Origin of the sequence: Paraburkholderia sacchari (assembly GCF_000785435.2) — a bacterium.
Taxonomy (GTDB): Bacteria; Pseudomonadota; Gammaproteobacteria; order Burkholderiales; family Burkholderiaceae; genus Paraburkholderia; species Paraburkholderia sacchari.
The window spans coordinates 571,498-590,839 of record NZ_JTDB02000003.1; the positions used below are offsets into that span (position 1 = coordinate 571,498).

A 19,342-nucleotide genomic window follows, 5' to 3' on the forward strand; every position below is an offset into this window, starting at 1 on the left:
GACTTGTTGAGTTGACCTTTATTTGATCTGCAGTGCGGAGAGTACCCATGCAAAAAATTCTCGTGGCGAGGCCGATCTTTCCGGACGTGATCGATCGTCTCAAGCAGTATTTCGACGTCGACTGGAACAACGGCGAGACGCTGTCCGCCGACGCCCTCAAGGCGCGGCTCGCCGACAAGGACGGCGCGCTCACCATGGGCGAGCCGATCGACGCGGCAGTGCTGGCCGCCGCACCGCGCCTGCGCGTGGTTTCGAACATGGCGGTGGGATACAACAACTTCGACATGCCGGCCTTCAACGCGGCGAACGTGCTGGGCACCAATACGCCCGACGTGCTCAACGAAACCACTGCCGACTTCGGCTGGGCGCTGATGATGGCAGCCGCGCGCCGCGTGAGCGAATCGGAGCACTTTCTGCGTGCGGGCAAATGGCGCAAGTGGTCCTTCGACATGTTTCTCGGCGCGGACATTCACGGCTCGACGCTCGGCGTAGTCGGCATGGGCCGCATCGGCCAGGCGCTCGCGCGCCGCGCGCGCGGCTTCAACATGCGCGTGATCTATCACAACCGCTCGCGCGTCGCGCCCGAGATCGAGGCCGAACTCAATGCGGAATATCGCTCGAAAGAAGCGCTGCTCAAGGAGGCCGATCACGTCGTGCTCGTGCTGCCATATGTGCCGGCGAATCACCATACGATCGGCGCTGCCGAACTCGCGCTGATGAAGCCCACGGCCACGCTCACGAATATCGCGCGCGGCGGCATCGTCGACGACGCGGCGCTCGCCGAGGCGCTGCGCACGCGCCAGATCGCCGCTGCGGGACTCGATGTGTTCGAGGGCGAGCCGAGCGTGCATCCGGCCTTGCTTACCGTGGACAACGTGGTGCTCACGCCGCACATCGCGAGCGCGAGCGAAGGCACGCGCCGCGCGATGGCCAACCTCGCCGCCGACAACCTGATCGCCGCGCTGGGCGTTGGTCCGCGCGCGGGCCAGCCGCCGAACCCGATCAATCCGGACGTGATGGGGAAGGCGCGTACATGAACGCGGAGCCGTTGATGGCGGTGGCGACGCTCGTGCTTGCGGTCGCGCTGGCGATCGCGGTGTTCGCGCTGTTGCGTGCGCGCCGGGGCACGCAGGACGACGAGCACGCGGAAGCCATGCTCGACGCGCTCGACCAGTTGAGCGACCGCATCGCGGGTTCGACCGACAACCAGGCGCGCGCGGCCGAGCGCATCGAGCGCGAGTTGCGCAATGAAATCGCGCGCACCGCGCAGGCCTCGCGCAGCGAGTTCGGTGGAGGCTTCGCGCAGGTGCAGCAGGGGCTCGCCGCACATCTCACAAGCATCGCGACCGTACAGAACGGCCAGTTGGAGAGCTTCGCGCAGCAGCTCGAAGCGGTGCGCCAGAGCCAGCAGTTGCAGGCGCAACAGGCGCGCGACGAGCAAGGCCAGGCGCTGCGCCATTTCGGCAATGTGCTTAATCAACAGCTCGCGCAGCTGAGCGAGGCCAACGACCGCCGCCTCGCCGAGGTGCGCGCGACGCTCGAACAGCGCCTGAAGGACATCGAAGCCAACAACGCGGCCAAGCTCGAAGAGATGCGCCGCACCGTCGACGAGAAACTGCACGCGACGCTCGAACAGCGCCTCGGCGAATCGTTCAAGCTCGTCTCCGACCGGCTGGAGCAGGTCCATCGCGGGCTGGGCGAGATGCAGACGCTCGCGGCGGGCGTCGGCGACCTGAAGAAAGTGCTCACCAACGTGAAGACGCGCGGCACATGGGGCGAAGTGCAGCTCGAAGCGCTGCTCGAACAGATGCTCACGCCCGAGCAGTTCGCGAAAAACGTGGCGACGGTGCCGGGCAGCAGCGAGCGCGTGGAGTTCGCGATCCGGCTGCCGGGGCGGGGGCTCCAGAGTGGTGCTGTCGGGGCAAGCCCGGACAGCGCGCCGGTCTGGCTGCCGGTCGACGCCAAGTTCCCGCGCGAGGACTACGAGCGGCTCATCGATGCGCAAGAGCGCGCCGACGCGGCCGGCATCGAGGAAGCCGGCCGCGCGCTGGAAGCGCGTGTGCGCGCCGAGGCTCGCACCATCGCCGAGAAATACGTCGCGCCGCCGCACACGACCGACTTCGCGCTGCTGTTTCTGCCCACCGAAGGGCTTTACGCCGAGATCCTGCGCCGCCCTGGCCTCACCGATCTGTTGCAGCGCGACTACCGCGTGAGCGTCGCGGGCCCGACCACGTTGACGGCGCTGCTCAACAGCCTGCAGATGGGTTTTCGCACGCTCGCGATCGAGAAGCGTTCGAGCGAGGTCTGGCAGGTGCTGGGCGCGGTGAAGACGGAGTTCGGCAAGTTCGGCGAAGTGCTCGCGCGCACCAAGTCGCAGCTGGAGACCGTAACGCGTTCGATCGAAGCCGCCGAAGTGCGCACGCGCGTGATGAACCGCAAGCTGCGCGAGGTCGAGGCCTTGCCTGGCGAGGCTGCGTCGAACCTGCTCGGCGATGCGCTACGCAACGGTGAATGCGGCGACGAATGACGCGCGCGTCGCGCAGGCCACCCAACGAAGCATTTCCCAAAAGACATCGGGCCGTCCGCAGATCGCTGCGGACGGCCCGATTTTCATGCTGCTGGCGTTTTTAGCTCGCGACCGGTTCGGCAGGCGCCGCAAGCTGGTCGAGCGCATCGCCCGTCACGCGCACCACGCGCCAGTCGGGCAGGATGGTTGCGCCCATCTTCTCGTAGAAGCGGATGGCCGGCGTGTTCCAGTCGAGCACGGTCCACTCGAAGCGGCCGCACTTGCGCTCCACGGCAATGGCCGCGAGGGCGCGCAGCAGCGCCGTGCCCAGTCCCGTGCCGCGCTGCGACGGCTGCACGTACAGGTCTTCGAGATAGAGTCCGCGACGCCCGAGGAAAGTCGAGTAGTTGTGGAAGAACAGCGCATAGCCGACGATGCGGCCCGCGTCCTCGGCCACCAGTGCCTCGGCCGCCGGGTGCGCGCCGAACAGCGCATCGGCGAGTCCTTCGGGCGTGCCCGTGAAGAGGTGCGTGAGCTTTTCGAACTCGGCGAGTTCGTACATCAGCGCGTGCATGGCGCTGACGTCGGCGGGCGCGGCTGCGCGGATCGTAGCGGCCATCACGCCTCCTCGGGTACGTCGGAGAGATGGATCTCGATGCCGCCGAAGCGCGCGGCGACCCAGTTGTACAGGTGGCAGGCAATCCACAGCAGCACGAAGCCGACGATTGCATTGAGGATCAGCGCGCTGAACACGGTGCCGAGCTCGAAGGTGCCGTAGCGGAAGAACGCGACTACCGCGACGAGCAGCACGACCGGAACGCTGAAGGTCAGGTACACGAGGATGAGAGCCTTCGCGGTCTGTCCGGCGGCGATGAACGAAATCTGTTTTTTCATGTGAATCGGTCCGTAGGTCGAGGGGACGTCTCAGATGGACGCCGAATCATGTTGAACGATGCGGTGACGGGTCATGGGCGCGGTGCTAGACGAGGCCGTCGAAGAGCATGATGTCGACGGTGTCGCCGGCATCGAGGTCGGCGCTTTCGTGGGCGAGTACGATGAAGCAGTTCGCCTCGCTCATCGTGCTGAGCGCGCCCGAGCTTTGCGAGCCCGTGGGCGCGACACGCCACTGGCCCTGCGCATCGCGTCCGGCGACGCCGCGCTGGAATTCGGTGCGGCCCGGGCGCTTTTTGATGGGCATTTCGCAGCGCGCCGGAATGAGCGGCATCGGCTGCGGCGCTGCGCCCGACATCGCGATCAGCGCGGGGCGCACGATCTGGTAAAACGCGACCATCGTGGCGACCGGATTGCCTGGCAGCCCGAACAGCAGCGCCGCGCGGCCGGCGCCGGGACGGCCGCCCGACCAGATGCGGCCGAACGCGAACGGGCGGCCCGGACGCATCGCGAGGCCCCAGAAGGACACGTCGCCGAGCGTCTGCAACTGGGTGCGCGTGAAATCGGCTTCGCCGACCGAGACGCCGCCCGAGGTCAGCACGACGTCGGCGCTTTCGGCGGCGGCCTTGAGCGTGGCCGCGAGCGATTCGGGGTCGTCGCGCACGCGGCCGAGATCGATCGGCTCGGCGTTCAGGCGCTGGAGCATCGCGCCGAGCGTGTAGCGGTTGCTGTCGTAGATGCAGCCGGCGTCGAGCGGCTCGCCAGGCGAGCGCAACTCGTCGCCGGTCGAGAAGAACGCCACGCGCAGACGCCGCTTCACCGCCACGTCGACAATGCCGAGCGAGGCCATCAAGCCGATGTCGCTCGCGCGCAGCACACGGCCCGCGCGTAGCGCCACGCCGCCGCGCGCGAGATCTTCGCCTTTGCGGCGGCGGTTTGCGCCGGGTGTCACGGCATCGGCGCGGAAGGTGACGGCTACGGCTTCTGCGCTCCCGCTATGCTCCACGCGCTCCTGCGGCACGACGGTGTCGCAGCCGGCGGGCATCGGCGCGCCGGTCATGATGCGCACGCACGCTCCCGGCGCGATGGCGCCTGTGTAGGGATGGCCGGCAAACGCCTTGCCGGCCACGTCCAGCGTGAGCGTCGCACCAGCGGGCGCAGCCTGTGCGAGCAGCGACGCGCCGTCGAAGGCATAGCCGTCCATGGCCGAGTTGTCGTGCGCGGGCACGTCGATAGGCGAGATCACGTCTCTCGCGAGCACGCGCGCAAGCGCATCGCGCAACGGCACGCGCTCGCTTTGCGCGAGCGGCGTGACCCACTGGAGCACGATGGTCTGGGCGGCACTGACGGGCAAGGCTTGTGGGTCGAACTGGCCAAGGCTTCCTGCGCTGCCGGAAATACTGTTAAGCGTGGTCATGGAGTGGAGAAGCGTCGCATCCGCACGGATGGGTGTGGCGATCGTCCTGGGGGGCGTGCATCAGGCCGGTGGCGGGCGGCGGCAGTCGAGCCGGACGCGCTCGTCAGGCACGGTCGAGCTCGGCAAGTTCCTGTAAGGAATTGACATTGTAAAACGCACGCTCGTCGGCAAAGACCACTTCGGCCGCCGTGTGGCGCGCGTACCACGCACGCACCTTGCGCTCTCCCGCGTCAAGGAACGCGGCGAGATCGCCGGCGAGCGAAGTGTGGACGAGCGCGAAGACGGGGTGCAGGCTGACTTCGCCGGCCGCGTTCACCGTGGTTGCGGTGGCGATGAGTGTGCCTCGCGCGTGCGCCGCCTCGGCCAGACGCGCGCCGAGATCGGCGGGCAGCCATGGCGAATCGCACGGCGCGCTCAGCAGCCATTCGGTGCGGGCGGCGCGCAGGCCGGCAAGCAGTCCCGCGAGCGGGCCGGGGTAGTCGGGCAGCGTATCGGCGATGACTTGCGCGTGCCACGGCGCGCCGAGTTCGGCATAGACATCGTGGTTGCGATTGGCGCTAATGACAAGTGCGCTGACTTGTGGCGCGAGGCGCGCCAGCACATGGGCGGCGAGCGGCTTGCCTTGCAGGCGCTGGAGGCCTTTGTCGACACCACCCATGCGCTGGCCGCGACCGCCCGCGAGCACTAGGCCGGTGAGCGCAGCGGTGGGGATGGCGGGCGAAGCGGAGGGCATCGGCGTATCGATGTATCGCAGTATCAGCCGCCGATATAGGACATTTCGATACGGCGTTCTTCGCCTGCGGCCGGCGCGGCGTCGCTGCCGCGCAATTGCGAATAGCGGTCGGTCCGCTGCTCCCAGATCTGGGCAATCGTGGCGGAAATAGCTTCGTCGCTCGCGTCGCCTCGCAGCAGCGCGCGAAGGTCGTAGCCCATCGAGGCGAACAGGCACAGATACAGCTTGCCTTCAGTCGAGAGCCGCGCGCGCGTGCAATCGCCGCAGAATGCGCGCGTGACGCTGGAAATCACGCCGATTTCGCCGGCGCCGTCCGCGTAGCCCCAGCGCTGCGCCGTTTCGGCGGCGCTGTGCGCTTCGAGAGCGACGAGCGGGAAGTGCTCGGCGATGCGCGCGACCACGTCGGCGGACGGCAGCACCTCGGCCATGTTCCAGCCGTTCGAAGTGCCCACGTCCATGTATTCGATGAAACGCAGCGTCACGCCCGAGCCGCGGAAGTGGCGCGCGAGCGGCACGATCTCGCTGTCGTTGGTGCCGCGCTTGACGACCATGTTGACCTTGATCGGATCGAGACCGACCGATTGCGCGACCGCGATGCCATCGAGCACGTCGGCGACCGAGAAGTCGGCGTCGTTCATGCGGCGAAAAAGCGCGTCGTCGAGCGCGTCGAGGCTCACCGTGACTCGTGTGAGGCCCGCGTCGCGCAATGCGCGCGCCTTGCGCGCGAGCAGCGATCCATTTGTCGTGAGCGTGAGGTCGAGCGGTTCGCCTTCGGTCGTGCGCAGCTTCGCGAGACGCTCGATCAGGAATTCGATGTTCTTGCGCAGCAGCGGCTCGCCGCCGGTCAGGCGGATTTTGGTGACCCCGTGCGCGACGAAAAGCCGCGCGATACGTTCGATTTCTTCGAGCGAGAGAAGCGACGAATGCGGCAGGAACGGGTAGTCCTTGTTGAAAACCGCACGCGGCATGCAGTAGACGCAGCGGAAGTTGCAACGGTCCGTGACCGAGATGCGCAAGTCGCGCAACGGCCGCGCGAGGGCGTCGACCAGCTCGCCAGACGGCGCGCGCGCGGTCTGCGCTGCCGGGCTGGGCGGCAGCGAGCGGATGTCGGCAACAGGGATGATGCGTCGGGGCATGGTGTCTTCGCTCTATCGTTGGTTCGATTTTAGCCGAACCTCGCCTTGCGCACCGACAAGGGTGAATGCTGATATATCAAAAAAAAGCCCGCCGGGAGCGGCGGGCTTCGTGTCGCGATGCGGTGTTGCCGCCGGGGGCGGAAGCGGCCCAAAGGCCGACTTCCGTTCCGACTGACTCGCGTGTGCCGGTTAGGGCTGGCGGGTCGTCTCCACCTGCTGCATCGGCGCGCTATCGGCCGGCGGCAGGGGCTTGCGCTCGCGCGGCACGCGGGCGGGCTTCACCACCTGGGCGGCGGCGTCCTGCGCCGCGCGCAGCTTGGCGGCGTCGGTGTTGACCCACTCGAGGCCTGCCGATTCCAGCATCGGACGCAGCGTGTCGGCCGTGGCCGCAACGCTCGTTTGCGTGTGACGCTGAGTCGCGGGCTCGGCGACCGGCGCTGCCGCTTCGGCTTGTGCCACGACAGCTTCGGCACGCGTCTCGACAGGCGCGGGTTGAGCGACGGCAGCCGGTTCGGCGGTCGCTGCGGGCGGGGCCTCTACGCGATCCTCGCGGAACACCGGCGCTGTGGCTGCTGCGGGTTCTTCGGCCTGCACGGCCGGCGTTGCAGCAACTGCAGCCGGTTCCACCGCGGTTTGAGCCGGGGTGGCGGCCGCGACCGGTTCGATGGCGGGCGCGGCAGGTGCGGCAGGTGCCACAACCGGCGCTTCGGGCGCGGCAGCAGCAACCGCGGTTTCGACCGGTGCGGCCGCCGGTGCTTCAACAGCCGGTGCTTCGGCCGCTTGCGCGGGTTGTTCCGCTTGAGCCGAATGGACGGCTTCGGCGGCGGCAGCAGCTGCGACCGGCAAGGCCGTCACGACCACCGCTTCGGTGACGGAGGTGTGAACGACGGTTTCGACGCGCTCAACCTGCTCGACAACGGGTTGTTCGACAGCAGGGTATGCGGCGGCCACGTCGTCGGCGTTCTCGTCGGCGCCGGTTGCGCCTTCGAGCCCTTGCGAGCCTTCCGCATCGCGCTCGCGGCGACCACCACGGCGACCACGGCGGCGGCGGCGGCGTTCTTCACCTTGCGGTGCGCCGTCTTCCTCGGTGCCGGCATGGGTCACGCCGTCAGTGAGGGCGGCCTGGGCGGCTTCGGCGACCTCGGCTTCAGTACTTGCGGCGTCGAGGCGCGCCTCTTGTGCCTCGGCGGCCTCGGGCTGCTGCTGACGGCGGCGTTCGCCACGTTCGGCGCGCTCACCACGCTCCGTGCGTTCACCGCGTTCACGGCGCTCGCCACGTTCCTGGCGTTCGCCGCGCGGAGCGGCTTCGGCTGCTTCGTTGCGGTCCTGGCCACGTTCGACGCGTTCGATGCGCTGCTCGCGTTCGGCGCGGGGCTCACGGCTCTCGCGTGCTTCACGCGGTTCGCGTTGCTCGCGCGGCTCGCGCTGTTCACGGGGGGCGCGGCCTTCGCGGCTGTCGCGACCTTCACGACCTTCGCGCGGCTCGCGAGATTCACGCGGCTCGCGCGATTCACGCGGTTCGCGTTCCTCACGGCGGCCCGAGGGCTGGCCGGCGCGTGCGCCGCCTGCCGCTTCGCCACGGCCTGCCGCGTCGCGGCTACCGCCACGGCGGTTGCGGTTGCGATCGCCGGAGCCCGCGCCAGCCTTCTCGCCACGCTCGGTGCGTGCTTCGCGTGCCGGACGGCTGGCCTTCTCCTGCTGCTCGGCCGGTGCCGGCGCGGGAGCCGGTGCCGGCGCGCCGCCGAAGATGCGCTTGATGAAGGCGAAGAAGCCGCCGCCGCTTGCCGGCGCGGCTGCGACCGGTGCGCCAACGGGCATCGGCTCGGCCACGGGCTTGGCCTGGGCGGTGGGCGCCGGACGTTCGGGCGTGATGCCCTTCACCGCGGCTTCCTGCTTCGGCTTGGCTTCGGCCGTGCGCTTGCTGTAACCGGTCTCCGACTCGAGCTCGCGCGCAGCCTCTTCGGCCATCTTCCACGAGGCGCGCGGGTCGTCGAGGCGCGCATCGTCGTGACGCAGGCGCTCGAGCTTGTAGTGCGGCGTTTCGAGGTGCTTGTTCGGGATCAGCACGACGCCGACCTTGAAGCGCGACTCGATCTTGTTGATTTCCGCGCGCTTCTCGTTGAGCAGGAAGGCGGTCACTTCGACCGGCACCTGGCAATGGATTGCCGCGGTGTTTTCCTTCATCGCTTCTTCCTGGATGATGCGCAGGACCTGAAGCGCCGACGATTCCGTATCGCGGATATGACCCGTGCCGTTACAGCGCGGGCAGGTGACATGGCTGCCTTCCGAGAGCGCCGGGCGCAGGCGCTGGCGCGAGAGCTCCATCAGGCCGAAGCGCGAGATCTTGCCCATCTGCACGCGCGCGCGGTCGTGGCGCAGCGCGTCTTTCAGGCGCTGCTCGACTTCGCGCTGGCTCTTGGCCGACTCCATGTCGATGAAGTCGATCACGATCAGGCCGCCCAGGTCGCGCAGACGCAGCTGGCGCGCGACTTCGTCGGCGGCTTCGAGGTTGGTGCGCGCGGCGGTTTCCTCGATGTCGGCGCCCTTGGTGGCGCGCGCCGAGTTCACGTCGATGGCGACGAGCGCCTCGGTGTGGTCGATCACGATTGCGCCGCCCGAGGGCAGCGGCACCGTGCGCGAGTACGCGGTCTCGATCTGGTGCTCGATCTGGAAGCGCGAGAAGAGCGGCACGTCGTCGTGGTACCGCTTCACCTTGTTGACATTGTCCGGCATCACGATATCCATGAAGGCGCGCGCCTGGTCATAGATCTCGGTGGTGTCGATGAGAATTTCGCCGATATCGGGCTGGAAGTAGTCGCGGATCGCGCGGATCACGAGGCTCGATTCCAGATAGATCAGCATCGGCTGGCCGGACTGGCCGGCTTGCGATGCGGCTTCGATGGCGCGCCACAGTTGCAGCAGGTAGTTCAGGTCCCACTGGAGTTCTTCAGCCGATCGGCCGATGCCGGCCGTGCGAGCGATGATGCTCATGCCGTCCGGCAGTTGCAGCTGCGCCATGGTTTCGCGCAGTTCCTGGCGGTCGTCGCCCTCGATGCGGCGCGACACGCCGCCGCCGCGCGGGTTGTTCGGCATGAGGACGAGGTAGCGGCCGGCGAGCGAGATGAAGGTCGTGAGGGCGGCGCCCTTGTTGCCGCGCTCTTCCTTCTCGACCTGGACGATCAGTTCCTGGCCTTCCTTGAGGGCGTCCTGAATGCGCGCGCCGCGCATGTCGACGCCATCGCGGAAGTACTGGCGGGCGACTTCCTTGAACGGCAGGAAGCCATGGCGATCTTCGCCGTAGTTGACGAAACACGCTTCGAGCGACGGCTCGATGCGGGTGACGATGCCCTTGTAGATATTGCCTTTGCGTTGTTCGCGTCCGGCGGTTTCGATGTCGATGTCGATCAGCTTCTGTCCATCGACAATAGCGACGCGCAGTTCTTCCTGCTGCGTCGCGTTGAACAGCATTCGTTTCATTGAACGGCTCCAGTGCGGCTTCGCGCGCGGCCCTTGTCCCTCGACGGCGCCCGGCGCTTCGCCGGGCTGCATGGGGGGAGAGGGTCGCGGCAAGCCGCGCCTTATTGTGTTTTCACAAGCACGCTGGAGCAGGAACGATGGCGGGGAGAATTGCCTTGCGGGCGGCCGGTCCGGCGTTGCGTTGCCATGGACGGGCCGCGTGGGCACATGCGAAATACGTCTTCAAGAGCAGCCAGACGCGCGGGGGCACGGTTTTCCTGCGCTTCCGATCCGTCTGTCGCCGCTGGTTGCCCGCTTGCAGCCGCTGATTGCCGGCTTGCGTCGTGCTTGTGTGCGTTGGCGGCAAACTGCGCCACGCACGATCGCGACAGGATATGGGCCGCAGCCGCGAACTGCGCGCGCTGCTGGCCGGATCTGCTTTGCGGCCTCGGGCATCGAGCCCAGGGCCGCGCACGGGAAGCTTTCAGAAACGCCCGTCTTCCCCCTCGGGGTGTCTCGCCACTTTTGACGTCGCCATATCCCGCACATTGCCGGGACGCATCAGGCGCTCGCCGTATTTTCGCCACCAGCGCGTCGGGCTGCAGTCGCTCGAAAACGTTGCGACCGCGCGGCATGACTCGCCGGATAAATTCTTTATACCAACCTTCCGTTACCGTCGGAGCCCGCCTCGACCGAACGTGCCTGTGGGCGCCGTCCCTGCCGCGCGGACTTCCGTGCGTGCAACTCGTTGCATCTCTAAAACGGGTGAGCAACCGGCCCCGGGCGCAAGTAAAATATCCGTTTATCGCTTGCCGCCTGCACATGTCGCGCGGTCAAGATCCCGGAGAAGCGCCCTTGGGTATTCATCGGGCGAATCAGGAACTTTTCGGCCGTTTGGCCTGCCGTCGCGTCAGCGCTGGGCAAATTATATTCAGAATGAAAGGGTTAGGCAAAATATCCCAGAATCAGGTCGCGAGCGACCAGGTTTCGTTCGTCGAGGTCGACGAAGGCTCCGCCGGTCAGCGGATCGACAATTTCTTGCTGCGCGTGTGCAAAGGCGTGCCGAAAAGCCATATCTACCGGATTCTGCGCAGCGGGGAAGTGCGCGTGAATAAGGGGCGAATCGACGCGCAGTACCGGCTCGAGATGGGGGACGTCGTGCGCGTGCCACCCATGCGCGTTGCGCAGCCAAGCGAGCCGGCAGGCGCGGCGCCCGTGCCGGCGGCGCACTTCAGCGTGCTGTACGAGGACGAGGCGCTGCTGGTGATCGACAAGCCCGCCGGCGTGGCCGTGCATGGCGGCAGCGGCGTGGCGTTCGGCGTGATCGAGCAGCTGCGCGCGGCGCGGCCGCACAGCAAATTCCTCGAGCTCGTGCACCGGCTCGACCGTGAGACCTCCGGCGTGCTGATGCTCGCGAAGAAGCGCTCGGCGCTGGTCGGCCTGCACGAGCAGATGCGCGACAACAAAACGGACAAGCGCTATTACGCGTGCGTCCACGGCGAATGGGCGAGCGACTGGGGGCGCCGGCGCGCCGTGAAGGAGCCGCTGCACAAGTATCTGACCCCGGAAGGCGAGCGGCGCGTGCGCGTACAGCCCGACGGCCAGCCGTCGCATACGGTGTTCAATCTCGTCGAGCGCTGGCCCGGCTATGCGCTCCTCGAGGCCGAACTCAAGACCGGCCGCACTCACCAGATCCGCGTGCATCTCGCGCATCTGGGGCTGCCGATCGTCGGCGACGCCAAATACGGCGACTTTGCGCTCAACAAGGCGCTAGCGCGCACCGGCGCGAAGCCTGGCGTCAAGCGTATGTTCCTGCATGCGCACCGGTTGAAGCTCACGCACCCGATCACGGGCGCGCCGCTGCAATTCGAGGCGCCGCTGCCGCCCGAGTTGCGCAGCTTTGTCAGCGACTTGCGCGCGCAGCGCGAAGCGGCCGGCGAAGGCGAGAGCTGCACCGCTGCGCGGCCCGAATAAGGGCGCGGCGCTGCTGGGACATCAACCGGGGAGCATGCCGGACTCAAGAATTACAGTGTTTGGAGAAGGACCGCATGGCCCGAGAGCAATTTGACCTGATTGTGTTCGATTGGGACGGTACGCTGATGGACTCGACCGCCCACATCACCCGCAGCATCCAGGCCGCGTGCCGCGACCTGGGCCTGCCGGTGCCCGGCGACGAAGCCGCGAGCTACGTGATCGGCCTTGGCCTGCGTGAGGCGTTGCAGATTGCCGCGCCTACGCTCGATCCCGCCGACTATCCGCGCCTCGTGGAGCGCTACCGCATCCATTACCTGCTGAAGGACCAGCAGATCGAGTTGTTTGCGGGCGTGCGCGAGATGCTCGCCGAACTGCGCGACACGGGCTATCTGCTCGCGGTGGCGACCGGCAAGAGCCGGGTGGGGCTGAACCGCGCGCTGGCTGAAGCTAACCTCACGAGCCTGTTCGACGGCACGCGCTGCGCCGACGAAACCTTCTCGAAGCCGCATCCGGCCATGCTCCAGGAGCTCACGCGCGAACTGGGGCAGGATCTGAACCGCACGGTGATGATCGGCGACACGACACACGACTTGCAGATGGCCGCGAATGCGGGCGCGGCGGCCGTGGGCGTGGCTTATGGCGCGCATTCGTCGGGCGCGCTGGCCGGGCTTGCGCCGCGGTTCATCGCGCCGGACGTGGCCGCGCTGGCCGGCTGGCTGCGGGAGCATGCATGAATGCACAGCCCGGTGCGAGCAAAGCCCGTGAGACGGGCCACGCGCCCGTGCGCGTGTGCGCCGCCGAGGAACTCGTCGAGGGCGGCGCGGGCCAGCGCCTGAGCGCAACCTACGCGGGCGGCGACGCCGTCGTGTTCTTCGTGCGCTACGGCGGCGAGGTGTACGGCTACCTGAACCGCTGCGCCCATGTGCCGATGGAACTCGACTGGGTCGAGGGGCAGTTCTTCGAGTCCTCGGGGCTCTATATCATGTGCGCGACGCATGGTGCGATCTACCAGCCCGACACGGGCAAATGCGTGGGCGGGCCATGCCGCGGCGCCCGTTTGCGCGCGGTGCGCGTCGAGGAACGCGACACGCCCGAAGGCCGTGCGGTATTCTGGATCCCGGACGATGATTTGAGTCCGACCCCATCCTGATTTTGTTACCCACGCATGTCCGATAATCTGACCCCTGATGACGCCGGCGGCGGCAAGCCCGGCTGGGAGCGCGAGGCGCTCGAGCGTATCGCCATGGCCGCGATCACCGAGCAACGCTCGGCGCGGCGCTGGAAGATCTTTTTCCGCTTCGCGTTTCTCGCGGTGCTGGTGCTGCTCGCATGGAGCATCCTCGACCTTTCCGGCGCGCGCGTGGACAGCGGCGGCCGCCACACGGCGCTCGTCACGCTCAGTGGCGAGATTTCGGCGGACACGCCCGCGAACGCCGACGATATCAATAGCGCGCTCGACAGCGCTTTCGACGACGACGGCACCGCCGGTGTGATTCTGCACATCGACAGCCCCGGCGGCTCGCCGGTGCAGGCCGGCATCATCAACGACGAGATCCGCCGCCTGCGCGCGAAATACCCGGCCATTCCACTGTACGTGGTGGTGGGCGACATGTGCGCTTCGGGCGGCTATTACATTGCCGCCGCCGCTGACAAGATCTATGTGAACAAGGCCAGCATCGTCGGCTCGATTGGCGTGTTGATGGACGGCTTTGGCTTTACGGGCCTGATGGACAAACTCGGGGTCCAGCGCCGCCTGCGCACTTCGGGCGAGAACAAGGGATTTTACGACCCGTTCTCGCCGAATACGCCGAAGATGGACGCGCACGCGCAGGAGATGCTCGACCAGATTCACCAGCAGTTCATCGACGCTGTAAAAGCGGGCCGCGGCAAGCGCCTGAAGAATGAGCCGGACCTCTTCTCGGGCCTTTTCTGGACTGGCCAGAAGAGCGTCGAGCTTGGTCTCGCCGACGGCTTCGGCGACAGCGACTATGTGGCGCGCGAGATCATCAAGGCGCGGGACATCGTCGACTACACGGTCAAGCAAGGCATCACCGACCGCGTCGCGAAGCGCTTTGGCGCAAGCGTCGGCTCGGCGGCCGTGCATTCGCTGATTTCCGGCGGGAAGGTCTCGGTGCGCTGATTCTGCATAGATTCTGCGCAAGCGGGGCTCGATCCCACTTAAAAAGCGGCCGCTATGCGTTGCACAGCGGCCGTTTCATTCTGCGGTGGCGCCTGCGCGAGCGACGCTCAGTTCGCCCTCAGTTCGCCAGCAGCAGGAAGATCGCGGGCCGCTTGTGCAATTCGGGCGCCGGCTTCTTTTTCCATTCGGATACGGCGCGGCTCACGATCGTCTCGCTGGGAAGCGTGAGGTCGGCGGCCACGCATACGAGCGTGGAAGGTGCGCAGGTTGCGAGCAGCGCGTCGAGCAGCGCGCGGTTGCGATAGGGCGTTTCGATGAAGATTTGCGTCTGCTTTGCCTTGCGGGAGATCTGTTCGAGCTCGCGCAGCTTCTTCGTGCGCTCGTTCGCGTCCACGGGCAGATAGCCGTGGAAAGCAAAGCTTTGTCCGTTCAGGCCCGAAGCCATCAGCGCGAGCAGGATCGAACTCGGCCCGACGAGCGGCACGACCTTGATGCCGCGCTCGTGCGCGCGCCGCACCAGCAGGGCGCCCGGATCGGCCACGGCGGGCACGCCGGCTTCCGAAACCAGCCCCGTGTCGATGCCGGCCAGAAGCGGCGCGAGCAGTTTGTCGATCTCGCCCGCGGGCGTGTTGACGTTGAGTTCGCGAATCTCGATTTCCTGGATCGGCCGCGTGGTTCCGACGCGCTTCAGGAACGCGCGTGTGGTCTTGGCGTTCTCGCCGATATAGCTGGCCAGCATGCCCGCGCGTTCGCGCACGGGGGTGGGCAGGACGGCGGCGAGCGCGGCGTCGTCGCCGTCACCGAGGGTATTGGGGATCAGGTAGAGCGTGCCCGTGGTCATTGCCGGGTCTCCTGCGGCGCCAGTAGCGGATTCAGCAACGGATAGCCGGCGGCGAGCAGCATGCGCGTGAGCGCGATGAGCGGCAGGCCGATCAGTGCGGTGGGGTCGTCGGACTCGATCGCTTCCAGCAGCGCGATTCCCAGCCCTTCCGATTTCGCGCTGCCCGCGCAGTCGTAGGGCTGCTCGGCATGCAGGTAAGCGTCGAGCGCGGCGTCCGGCAGGTCGCGAAAGCGCACCGTGGTCACGACATCGACGGTATCCGTTTGGCCAGTAGCGGTGTCGAGCAGACTGAGTGCACTATGGAACAACACTTCGCGACCGCGCATCGCCCGCAGTTGCTCGAGTGCGCGCTCGTGGGTGCCCGGCTTGCCGATCTGGTGGCCGTCGAAAGTCGCCACCTGGTCTGAGCCGATCACGAGCGCGCGCCCGGCACCGGCCGGTAAGGCGGCGGCCACGGCGCGGGCTTTGGCTTCGGCCAGGCGCAGCGCCGTGGCGGCGGGCGTTTCGCCGGGTTGCGGCGCTTCGTCGATGGCCGGCACGGCGGTGTCGAAAGGAATGCGCAGGCGCTCGAGCAGCTCGCGGCGGTACCGTGAGCTGGAGGCGAGAATCAGCGCGGGTCGGCCCGGATGCCGGGCGGGTGCAGCGGTTTCCTGCATGATGGTCGGATCGTGAATAATGGTCGTGGAGCGGTGCAGGGCGAGTAAGGTATTCGGCAGTGTCATGTTCCAGCGGATTTGCCAAAATACTCAAGCCGCGCAGGGGCTTGCGAGCGTGAGCTTAAGTGTTTGACTCGCAAAGATAAAGACGTTATGATTTTGGGCTTTTCATCGGTACGCTTGCCTCGTGCCGCCTCGTGCGTCTGGTCGATGCCCGATCGAGCCAAAGAGGAAAGCGGGCAGATAAGAATACAGATCGGCAGCAGTGTAGGGCTTTTGCGCCGCCTGCGGGCCGCGCGTCTGGAGCAGGAGAGCGCACATGACCGAACATTCTGGTAAGCCTGCGGGTGCCGGCGCGGATAAAGGCGCGCAGGGCGCGCTTAATCCGCGCGATCTCGACATTTTCGAATTTGCGCGTAGCGGGCGTGGCGCATCGGGTACGGTGCGTCTTTCGCAACTGCCGCGCATGCTAAACGAAGTCCCGGCCGATGCGCCAGATCGCGATACCGCGTTCACATGGCAGGCCGAGGGTTTCACGCAACAGGAATTGCAGGACAACGGCACCGAGGGGCCGCAGTCGTATCTGCGGCTCGCGATTCACGGCGCCGCATGGCTTACGTGTCAGCGTTGCCTCGCTCCCTATGAGCAGGCGTTCAACGCGGACCCGGTCTTCCGGATCGTCCAGACGGAAGATGAGGCGGACGAGTTTTCGCTCGACGACGATGAATTCGATGTGATTGTGGGCTCGCGCCATTTCGATCTCGTCGACTTGATCGAAGAGGAGTTGTTGCTCTCGCTGCCGCTCGTGCCGAAGCACGAAGTTTGTCCGGAAGTTCACGAAAGCCTCGCCTCGGGTGCCGACGGCGCGGATGGTGTGGATTCCGTCGACGACGTGCCGGAGCAGGAAATCGAGCCGGAAGAGCGCGTCAACCCGTTTGCGGCGCTCGAATCGCTCAAGAAGGACGGTCCCGGCAGCAAGCACTAAGGTTTTACCGGGTGGCTGCGGGTGGCGTGCAGTATCGATTCGTGGCCCAGTCCCGGAGTCCGGTCATCCCCCCAGGGTGGCGGCGGCCGGATCGGGCTGTGTTAGAATTTGGAAATTTTCAGGAGTTATCATGGCAGTTCAACAAAACAAGAAGTCGCCGTCGAAGCGCGGCATGCACCGCTCGCACGATTTCCTCACGGGCGCGCCGCTGGCTGTCGAGCCGAGCACGGGTGAAGTGCATCTGCGTCACCATATCAGCCCGAACGGCTACTACCGCGGCAAGAAAGTCGTCAAGACCAAGAACGACTAATCGTTCCAGCGTGCGGCACGACGGCCCGAATCCGGGCTTGCTCGGCGCTGCACATGGCGATTCCGTTCGCTTGACAATTTTTCGGCTCGGCAAAAAAGGCGGCATTCAACTGCCGCTTTTTTGTGCCTGAAATCCGTCGCACTCCATGACCGTTACGCTCACGATAGATTGCATGGGAGGCGACCACGGTCCGTCCGTGACAGTGCCCGCCGCAGTCAATTTCGTTCGCACGCATCCCGATGCGCGACTGCAACTGGTGGGCATCGAGACGGCGATCCGCGCCCAGCTCAAGAAGCTGAAAGCGCAGGACCTCCCCGCACTTTCCGTCGTTCCCGCCACCGAGGTCGTCGAAATGGACGATCCGGTCGAAGTCGCCCTTCGCAAGAAGAAAGATTCGTCGATGCGCGTCGCGCTCAACCGCGTCAAAGAAGGCGAGGCGCAGGCTTGCGTCTCGGCCGGCAACACCGGCGCGCTGATGGCCGTCTCGCGCTATGTGCTCAAGACGCTGCCCGGCATCGAACGGCCGGCCATCGCGTTTGCGCTGCCCAGCGAGCGCGGCTACACCACGATGCTCGACCTCGGCGCGAACGTCGACTGCGAGCCGCAGCATCTGCTGCAGTTCGCCGAGATGGGCCACGCGCTCGTCGCCGCGCTCGAGGGCAAGGACCGTCCGACCATCGGGCTCCTGAACATCGGCGAAGAAGTCATCAAGGGCAACGACACGATCAAGCGTGCGGGCGAGCTGCTGCGCGCGAGCACGCTGAATTTCCGCGGCAACGTGGAAGGCAACGACATTTACAAGGGTACCGTCGACGTTGTCGTCTGTGACGGTTTCGTCGGAAATGTCGCGCTGAAAACGTCGGAGGGCCTCGCGCAGATGCTCAACGACATGATCAAGGAAGAGTTTGGCCGCTCGTGGCTCACGAAGCTCATGGCGCTGGCTGCGCTGCCGGTGCTCATGCGCTTCAAAAAGCGCGTCGATCACCGCCAGTACAACGGCGCGGCGCTGCTTGGCCTGAAAAGCCTCGTCTTCAAGAGCCATGGCTCCGCGGACGCTTATGCGTTTGAGTGGGCGATCAAACGCGGGTATGATGCCGTCAAAAATGGCGTGCTGGAGCGTCTCACGCGTGCCATGGAAGAAAACGCCAGTTCACTCGAACAGGCCGCCGGTGCGTCTTCCAGCGGCCAGAACAGCGCCGCCTCAAGGGCTCCCGAGGAGCCGCCCGCGAGTCCATCCGCGAGCTTACCCGCTCAGACGGCGGGCGAACTGCCGCCCGGCGCCGCATCATCCTCGAAGGCATAATGGCTCAATCGACTCTCTATTCCCGCGTGCTCGGCACGGGCAGTTTTCTTCCGCCTGAGCGCGTCACCAATCAGGATCTGGCCGAACGTCTCGCCGCGAAAGGCGTCGAGACGAGCGACGAGTGGATCGTCGCGCGCACCGGCATCCACGCGCGCCACTTTGCGGCGCCGGACGTCACGACCAGCGATCTCGCACTAGCTGCTTCGCAGCGCGCGATTGCGGCCGCCGATGTCGACCCGCAATCGATCGACCTCATCATCGTCGCCACCTCCACGCCCGACTTCGTGTTCCCGAGCACCGCCTGCCTGCTGCAGAACAAGCTCGGCATCCGCAATCACGGCGCGGCGTTCGACGTGCAGGCTGTGTGCTCGGGCTTTGCCTACGCCGTTTCGGTGGCCGACAGCCTGATCCGCAGCGGCCAGCACAAGACGGCGCTGATCGTGGGCGCGGAAACGTTCTCGCGCATTCTCGACTTCAACGATCGCACGACCTGCGTGCTGTTCGGCGACGGCGCGGGCGCGATCGTGCTGCAGGCGTCCCACGAGCCGGGCGTGCTTTCGAGCGCGCTCCACGCCGACGGCAGCTATGCGCACATTCTCTGCACGCCGGGCAACGTGAACGGCGGCGTGATCGCCGGCAATGCGTTCCTCCATATGGACGGCCAGGCGGTGTTCAAGCTCGCCGTCAATGTGCTCGAGAAGGTCGCGATCGAGGCGCTCGAAAAGGCGCAACTCACGGCCGACCAGATCGACTGGCTGATCCCCCATCAGGCCAACATCCGCATCATGCAGGGCACCTGCCGCAAGCTCGGCCTGCCCGCCGAGCGCATGGTGGTAACCGTGGGCGAGCACGGCAATACCTCGGCAGCTTCGATTCCGCTCGCGTTCGACGTCGCGGTGCGCGACGGCCGCATCAAGCGCGGCCAGAACGTGCTGATCGAAGGCGTCGGCGGCGGCTTTACCTGGGGCGCTTCGGTCATCCGCTTCTGACCTGC

At 66.6% G+C, this 19,342-nt stretch carries 18 protein-coding genes; 10 read left to right on the plus strand and 8 right to left on the minus strand.

Annotated features, from left to right (window positions below):
• The first annotated feature begins 47 nt into the window (after positions 1 to 47).
• On the plus strand, positions 48 to 1,037 hold the full coding sequence (locus tag NH14_RS14900) for a 2-hydroxyacid dehydrogenase (protein ID WP_035522624.1): 990 nt from the start codon (positions 48 to 50) through the stop codon (positions 1,035 to 1,037).
• 14 nt (positions 1,038 to 1,051) lie between these two features.
• A complete protein-coding gene (locus NH14_RS14905; RefSeq protein WP_035523038.1) occupies positions 1,052 to 2,527 on the plus strand; it encodes a DNA recombination protein RmuC in 1,476 nt (491 codons plus the stop codon).
• Between the two features lie 100 nt (positions 2,528 to 2,627).
• Here NH14_RS14905 and NH14_RS14910 read toward each other — a convergent pair whose 3' ends face one another.
• The 6 genes from NH14_RS14910 to NH14_RS14935 all read right to left on the minus strand — a co-directional run bounded on the left by NH14_RS14910 (position 2,628) and on the right by NH14_RS14935 (position 10,160).
• Positions 2,628 to 3,125: a GNAT family N-acetyltransferase gene (locus NH14_RS14910; protein ID WP_035522627.1), complete on the minus strand. Its 498-nt coding sequence runs from the start codon at positions 3,123 to 3,125 to the stop codon at positions 2,628 to 2,630.
• Positions 3,125 to 3,400: a DUF3566 domain-containing protein gene (locus NH14_RS14915; RefSeq protein WP_035522630.1), complete on the minus strand. Its 276-nt coding sequence runs from the start codon at positions 3,398 to 3,400 to the stop codon at positions 3,125 to 3,127. The genes NH14_RS14910 and NH14_RS14915 overlap by 1 nt, the downstream gene beginning before the upstream one ends.
• 85 nt (positions 3,401 to 3,485) lie before the next feature.
• Entirely contained in the window at positions 3,486 to 4,814 is a 1,329-nt protein-coding gene (gene moeA / locus NH14_RS14920; protein WP_035522633.1) for a molybdopterin molybdotransferase MoeA, read from the minus strand.
• A 103-nt stretch (positions 4,815 to 4,917) separates the two neighbouring features.
• Positions 4,918 to 5,547, minus strand: a complete 630-nt coding sequence (gene mobA, locus NH14_RS14925) for a molybdenum cofactor guanylyltransferase MobA (RefSeq protein WP_035522637.1) — start codon at positions 5,545 to 5,547, stop codon at positions 4,918 to 4,920.
• A 23-nt stretch (positions 5,548 to 5,570) separates the two neighbouring features.
• On the minus strand, positions 5,571 to 6,683 hold the full coding sequence (gene moaA / locus NH14_RS14930; RefSeq protein WP_035522640.1) for a GTP 3',8-cyclase MoaA: 1,113 nt from the start codon (positions 6,681 to 6,683) through the stop codon (positions 5,571 to 5,573).
• Between the two features lie 189 nt (positions 6,684 to 6,872).
• Positions 6,873 to 10,160: an Rne/Rng family ribonuclease gene (locus tag NH14_RS14935; RefSeq protein ID WP_035523041.1), complete on the minus strand. Its 3,288-nt coding sequence runs from the start codon at positions 10,158 to 10,160 to the stop codon at positions 6,873 to 6,875.
• 915 nt (positions 10,161 to 11,075) lie between these two features.
• Between NH14_RS14935 and NH14_RS14940 the strand changes: the two genes are divergently transcribed.
• From NH14_RS14940 to NH14_RS14955, 4 genes are all read left to right on the plus strand, one after another.
• Entirely contained in the window at positions 11,076 to 12,113 is a 1,038-nt protein-coding gene (locus NH14_RS14940; protein ID WP_052147834.1) for an RluA family pseudouridine synthase, read from the plus strand.
• 74 nt (positions 12,114 to 12,187) lie between these two features.
• Positions 12,188 to 12,847: an HAD-IIIA family hydrolase gene (locus tag NH14_RS14945; RefSeq protein WP_035522642.1), complete on the plus strand. Its 660-nt coding sequence runs from the start codon at positions 12,188 to 12,190 to the stop codon at positions 12,845 to 12,847.
• Positions 12,844 to 13,263, plus strand: coding sequence for a Rieske (2Fe-2S) protein (locus NH14_RS14950; RefSeq protein ID WP_052147835.1), 420 nt, complete (start codon positions 12,844 to 12,846; stop codon positions 13,261 to 13,263). Before NH14_RS14945 ends, NH14_RS14950 begins: the two co-directional genes overlap by 4 nt.
• A gap of 15 nt (positions 13,264 to 13,278) precedes the next feature.
• Complete coding sequence (locus NH14_RS14955) at positions 13,279 to 14,253, plus strand: S49 family peptidase (protein ID WP_035522645.1); 975 nt, start codon at positions 13,279 to 13,281, stop codon at positions 14,251 to 14,253.
• A gap of 118 nt (positions 14,254 to 14,371) precedes the next feature.
• Here NH14_RS14955 and NH14_RS14960 read toward each other — a convergent pair whose 3' ends face one another.
• Both NH14_RS14960 and NH14_RS14965 read right to left on the minus strand, forming a co-directional pair.
• Complete coding sequence (locus NH14_RS14960; protein WP_035522647.1) at positions 14,372 to 15,094, minus strand: SAM-dependent methyltransferase; 723 nt, start codon at positions 15,092 to 15,094, stop codon at positions 14,372 to 14,374.
• Complete coding sequence (locus tag NH14_RS14965) at positions 15,091 to 15,750, minus strand: Maf-like protein (RefSeq protein WP_052147856.1); 660 nt, start codon at positions 15,748 to 15,750, stop codon at positions 15,091 to 15,093. The genes NH14_RS14960 and NH14_RS14965 overlap by 4 nt, the downstream gene beginning before the upstream one ends.
• A gap of 319 nt (positions 15,751 to 16,069) precedes the next feature.
• Between NH14_RS14965 and NH14_RS14970 the strand changes: the two genes are divergently transcribed.
• From NH14_RS14970 to NH14_RS14985, 4 genes are all read left to right on the plus strand, one after another.
• Positions 16,070 to 16,735, plus strand: coding sequence for a DUF177 domain-containing protein (locus NH14_RS14970; protein WP_035522651.1), 666 nt, complete (start codon positions 16,070 to 16,072; stop codon positions 16,733 to 16,735).
• A gap of 130 nt (positions 16,736 to 16,865) precedes the next feature.
• Positions 16,866 to 17,045, plus strand: coding sequence for a 50S ribosomal protein L32 (gene rpmF / locus NH14_RS14975; protein ID WP_018441573.1), 180 nt, complete (start codon positions 16,866 to 16,868; stop codon positions 17,043 to 17,045).
• 145 nt (positions 17,046 to 17,190) lie between these two features.
• Positions 17,191 to 18,348 (plus strand): phosphate acyltransferase PlsX, encoded by a 1,158-nt coding sequence (plsX, locus tag NH14_RS14980; RefSeq protein ID WP_035522654.1) that lies wholly within the window; start codon positions 17,191 to 17,193, stop codon positions 18,346 to 18,348.
• The gene (locus NH14_RS14985; protein WP_035522657.1) at positions 18,348 to 19,337 is read left to right on the plus strand and encodes a beta-ketoacyl-ACP synthase III; all 990 of its coding nucleotides are present in this window, start codon (positions 18,348 to 18,350) and stop codon (positions 19,335 to 19,337) included. The genes plsX and NH14_RS14985 overlap by 1 nt, the downstream gene beginning before the upstream one ends.
• Positions 19,338 to 19,342: the final 5 nt, after the last annotated feature.

Coding starts and splice junctions, on each gene's coding strand:
- NH14_RS14905 (WP_035523038.1), top strand. CDS start 1,052: ATGGCGGTGGCGACGCTCGTGCTTGCGGTCGCGCTGGCGATCGCGGTG.
- rpmF (WP_018441573.1), top strand. CDS start 16,866: ATGGCAGTTCAACAAAACAAGAAGTCGCCGTCGAAGCGCGGCATGCAC.
- moeA (WP_035522633.1), bottom strand. CDS start 4,814: ATGACCACGCTTAACAGTATTTCCGGCAGCGCAGGAAGCCTTGGCCAG.
- NH14_RS14910 (WP_035522627.1), bottom strand. CDS start 3,125: ATGGCCGCTACGATCCGCGCAGCCGCGCCCGCCGACGTCAGCGCCATG.
- NH14_RS14965 (WP_052147856.1), bottom strand. CDS start 15,750: ATGCAGGAAACCGCTGCACCCGCCCGGCATCCGGGCCGACCCGCGCTG.
- NH14_RS14945 (WP_035522642.1), top strand. CDS start 12,188: ATGGCCCGAGAGCAATTTGACCTGATTGTGTTCGATTGGGACGGTACG.
- NH14_RS14900 (WP_035522624.1), top strand. CDS start 48: ATGCAAAAAATTCTCGTGGCGAGGCCGATCTTTCCGGACGTGATCGAT.
- NH14_RS14915 (WP_035522630.1), bottom strand. CDS start 3,400: ATGAAAAAACAGATTTCGTTCATCGCCGCCGGACAGACCGCGAAGGCT.
- NH14_RS14935 (WP_035523041.1), bottom strand. CDS start 10,160: ATGAAACGAATGCTGTTCAACGCGACGCAGCAGGAAGAACTGCGCGTC.
- plsX (WP_035522654.1), top strand. CDS start 17,191: ATGACCGTTACGCTCACGATAGATTGCATGGGAGGCGACCACGGTCCG.
- NH14_RS14950 (WP_052147835.1), top strand. CDS start 12,844: ATGAATGCACAGCCCGGTGCGAGCAAAGCCCGTGAGACGGGCCACGCG.
- NH14_RS14960 (WP_035522647.1), bottom strand. CDS start 15,094: ATGACCACGGGCACGCTCTACCTGATCCCCAATACCCTCGGTGACGGC.
- NH14_RS14955 (WP_035522645.1), top strand. CDS start 13,279: ATGTCCGATAATCTGACCCCTGATGACGCCGGCGGCGGCAAGCCCGGC.
- NH14_RS14985 (WP_035522657.1), top strand. CDS start 18,348: ATGGCTCAATCGACTCTCTATTCCCGCGTGCTCGGCACGGGCAGTTTT.
- moaA (WP_035522640.1), bottom strand. CDS start 6,683: ATGCCCCGACGCATCATCCCTGTTGCCGACATCCGCTCGCTGCCGCCC.
- mobA (WP_035522637.1), bottom strand. CDS start 5,547: ATGCCCTCCGCTTCGCCCGCCATCCCCACCGCTGCGCTCACCGGCCTA.
- NH14_RS14970 (WP_035522651.1), top strand. CDS start 16,070: ATGACCGAACATTCTGGTAAGCCTGCGGGTGCCGGCGCGGATAAAGGC.
- NH14_RS14940 (WP_052147834.1), top strand. CDS start 11,076: ATGAAAGGGTTAGGCAAAATATCCCAGAATCAGGTCGCGAGCGACCAG.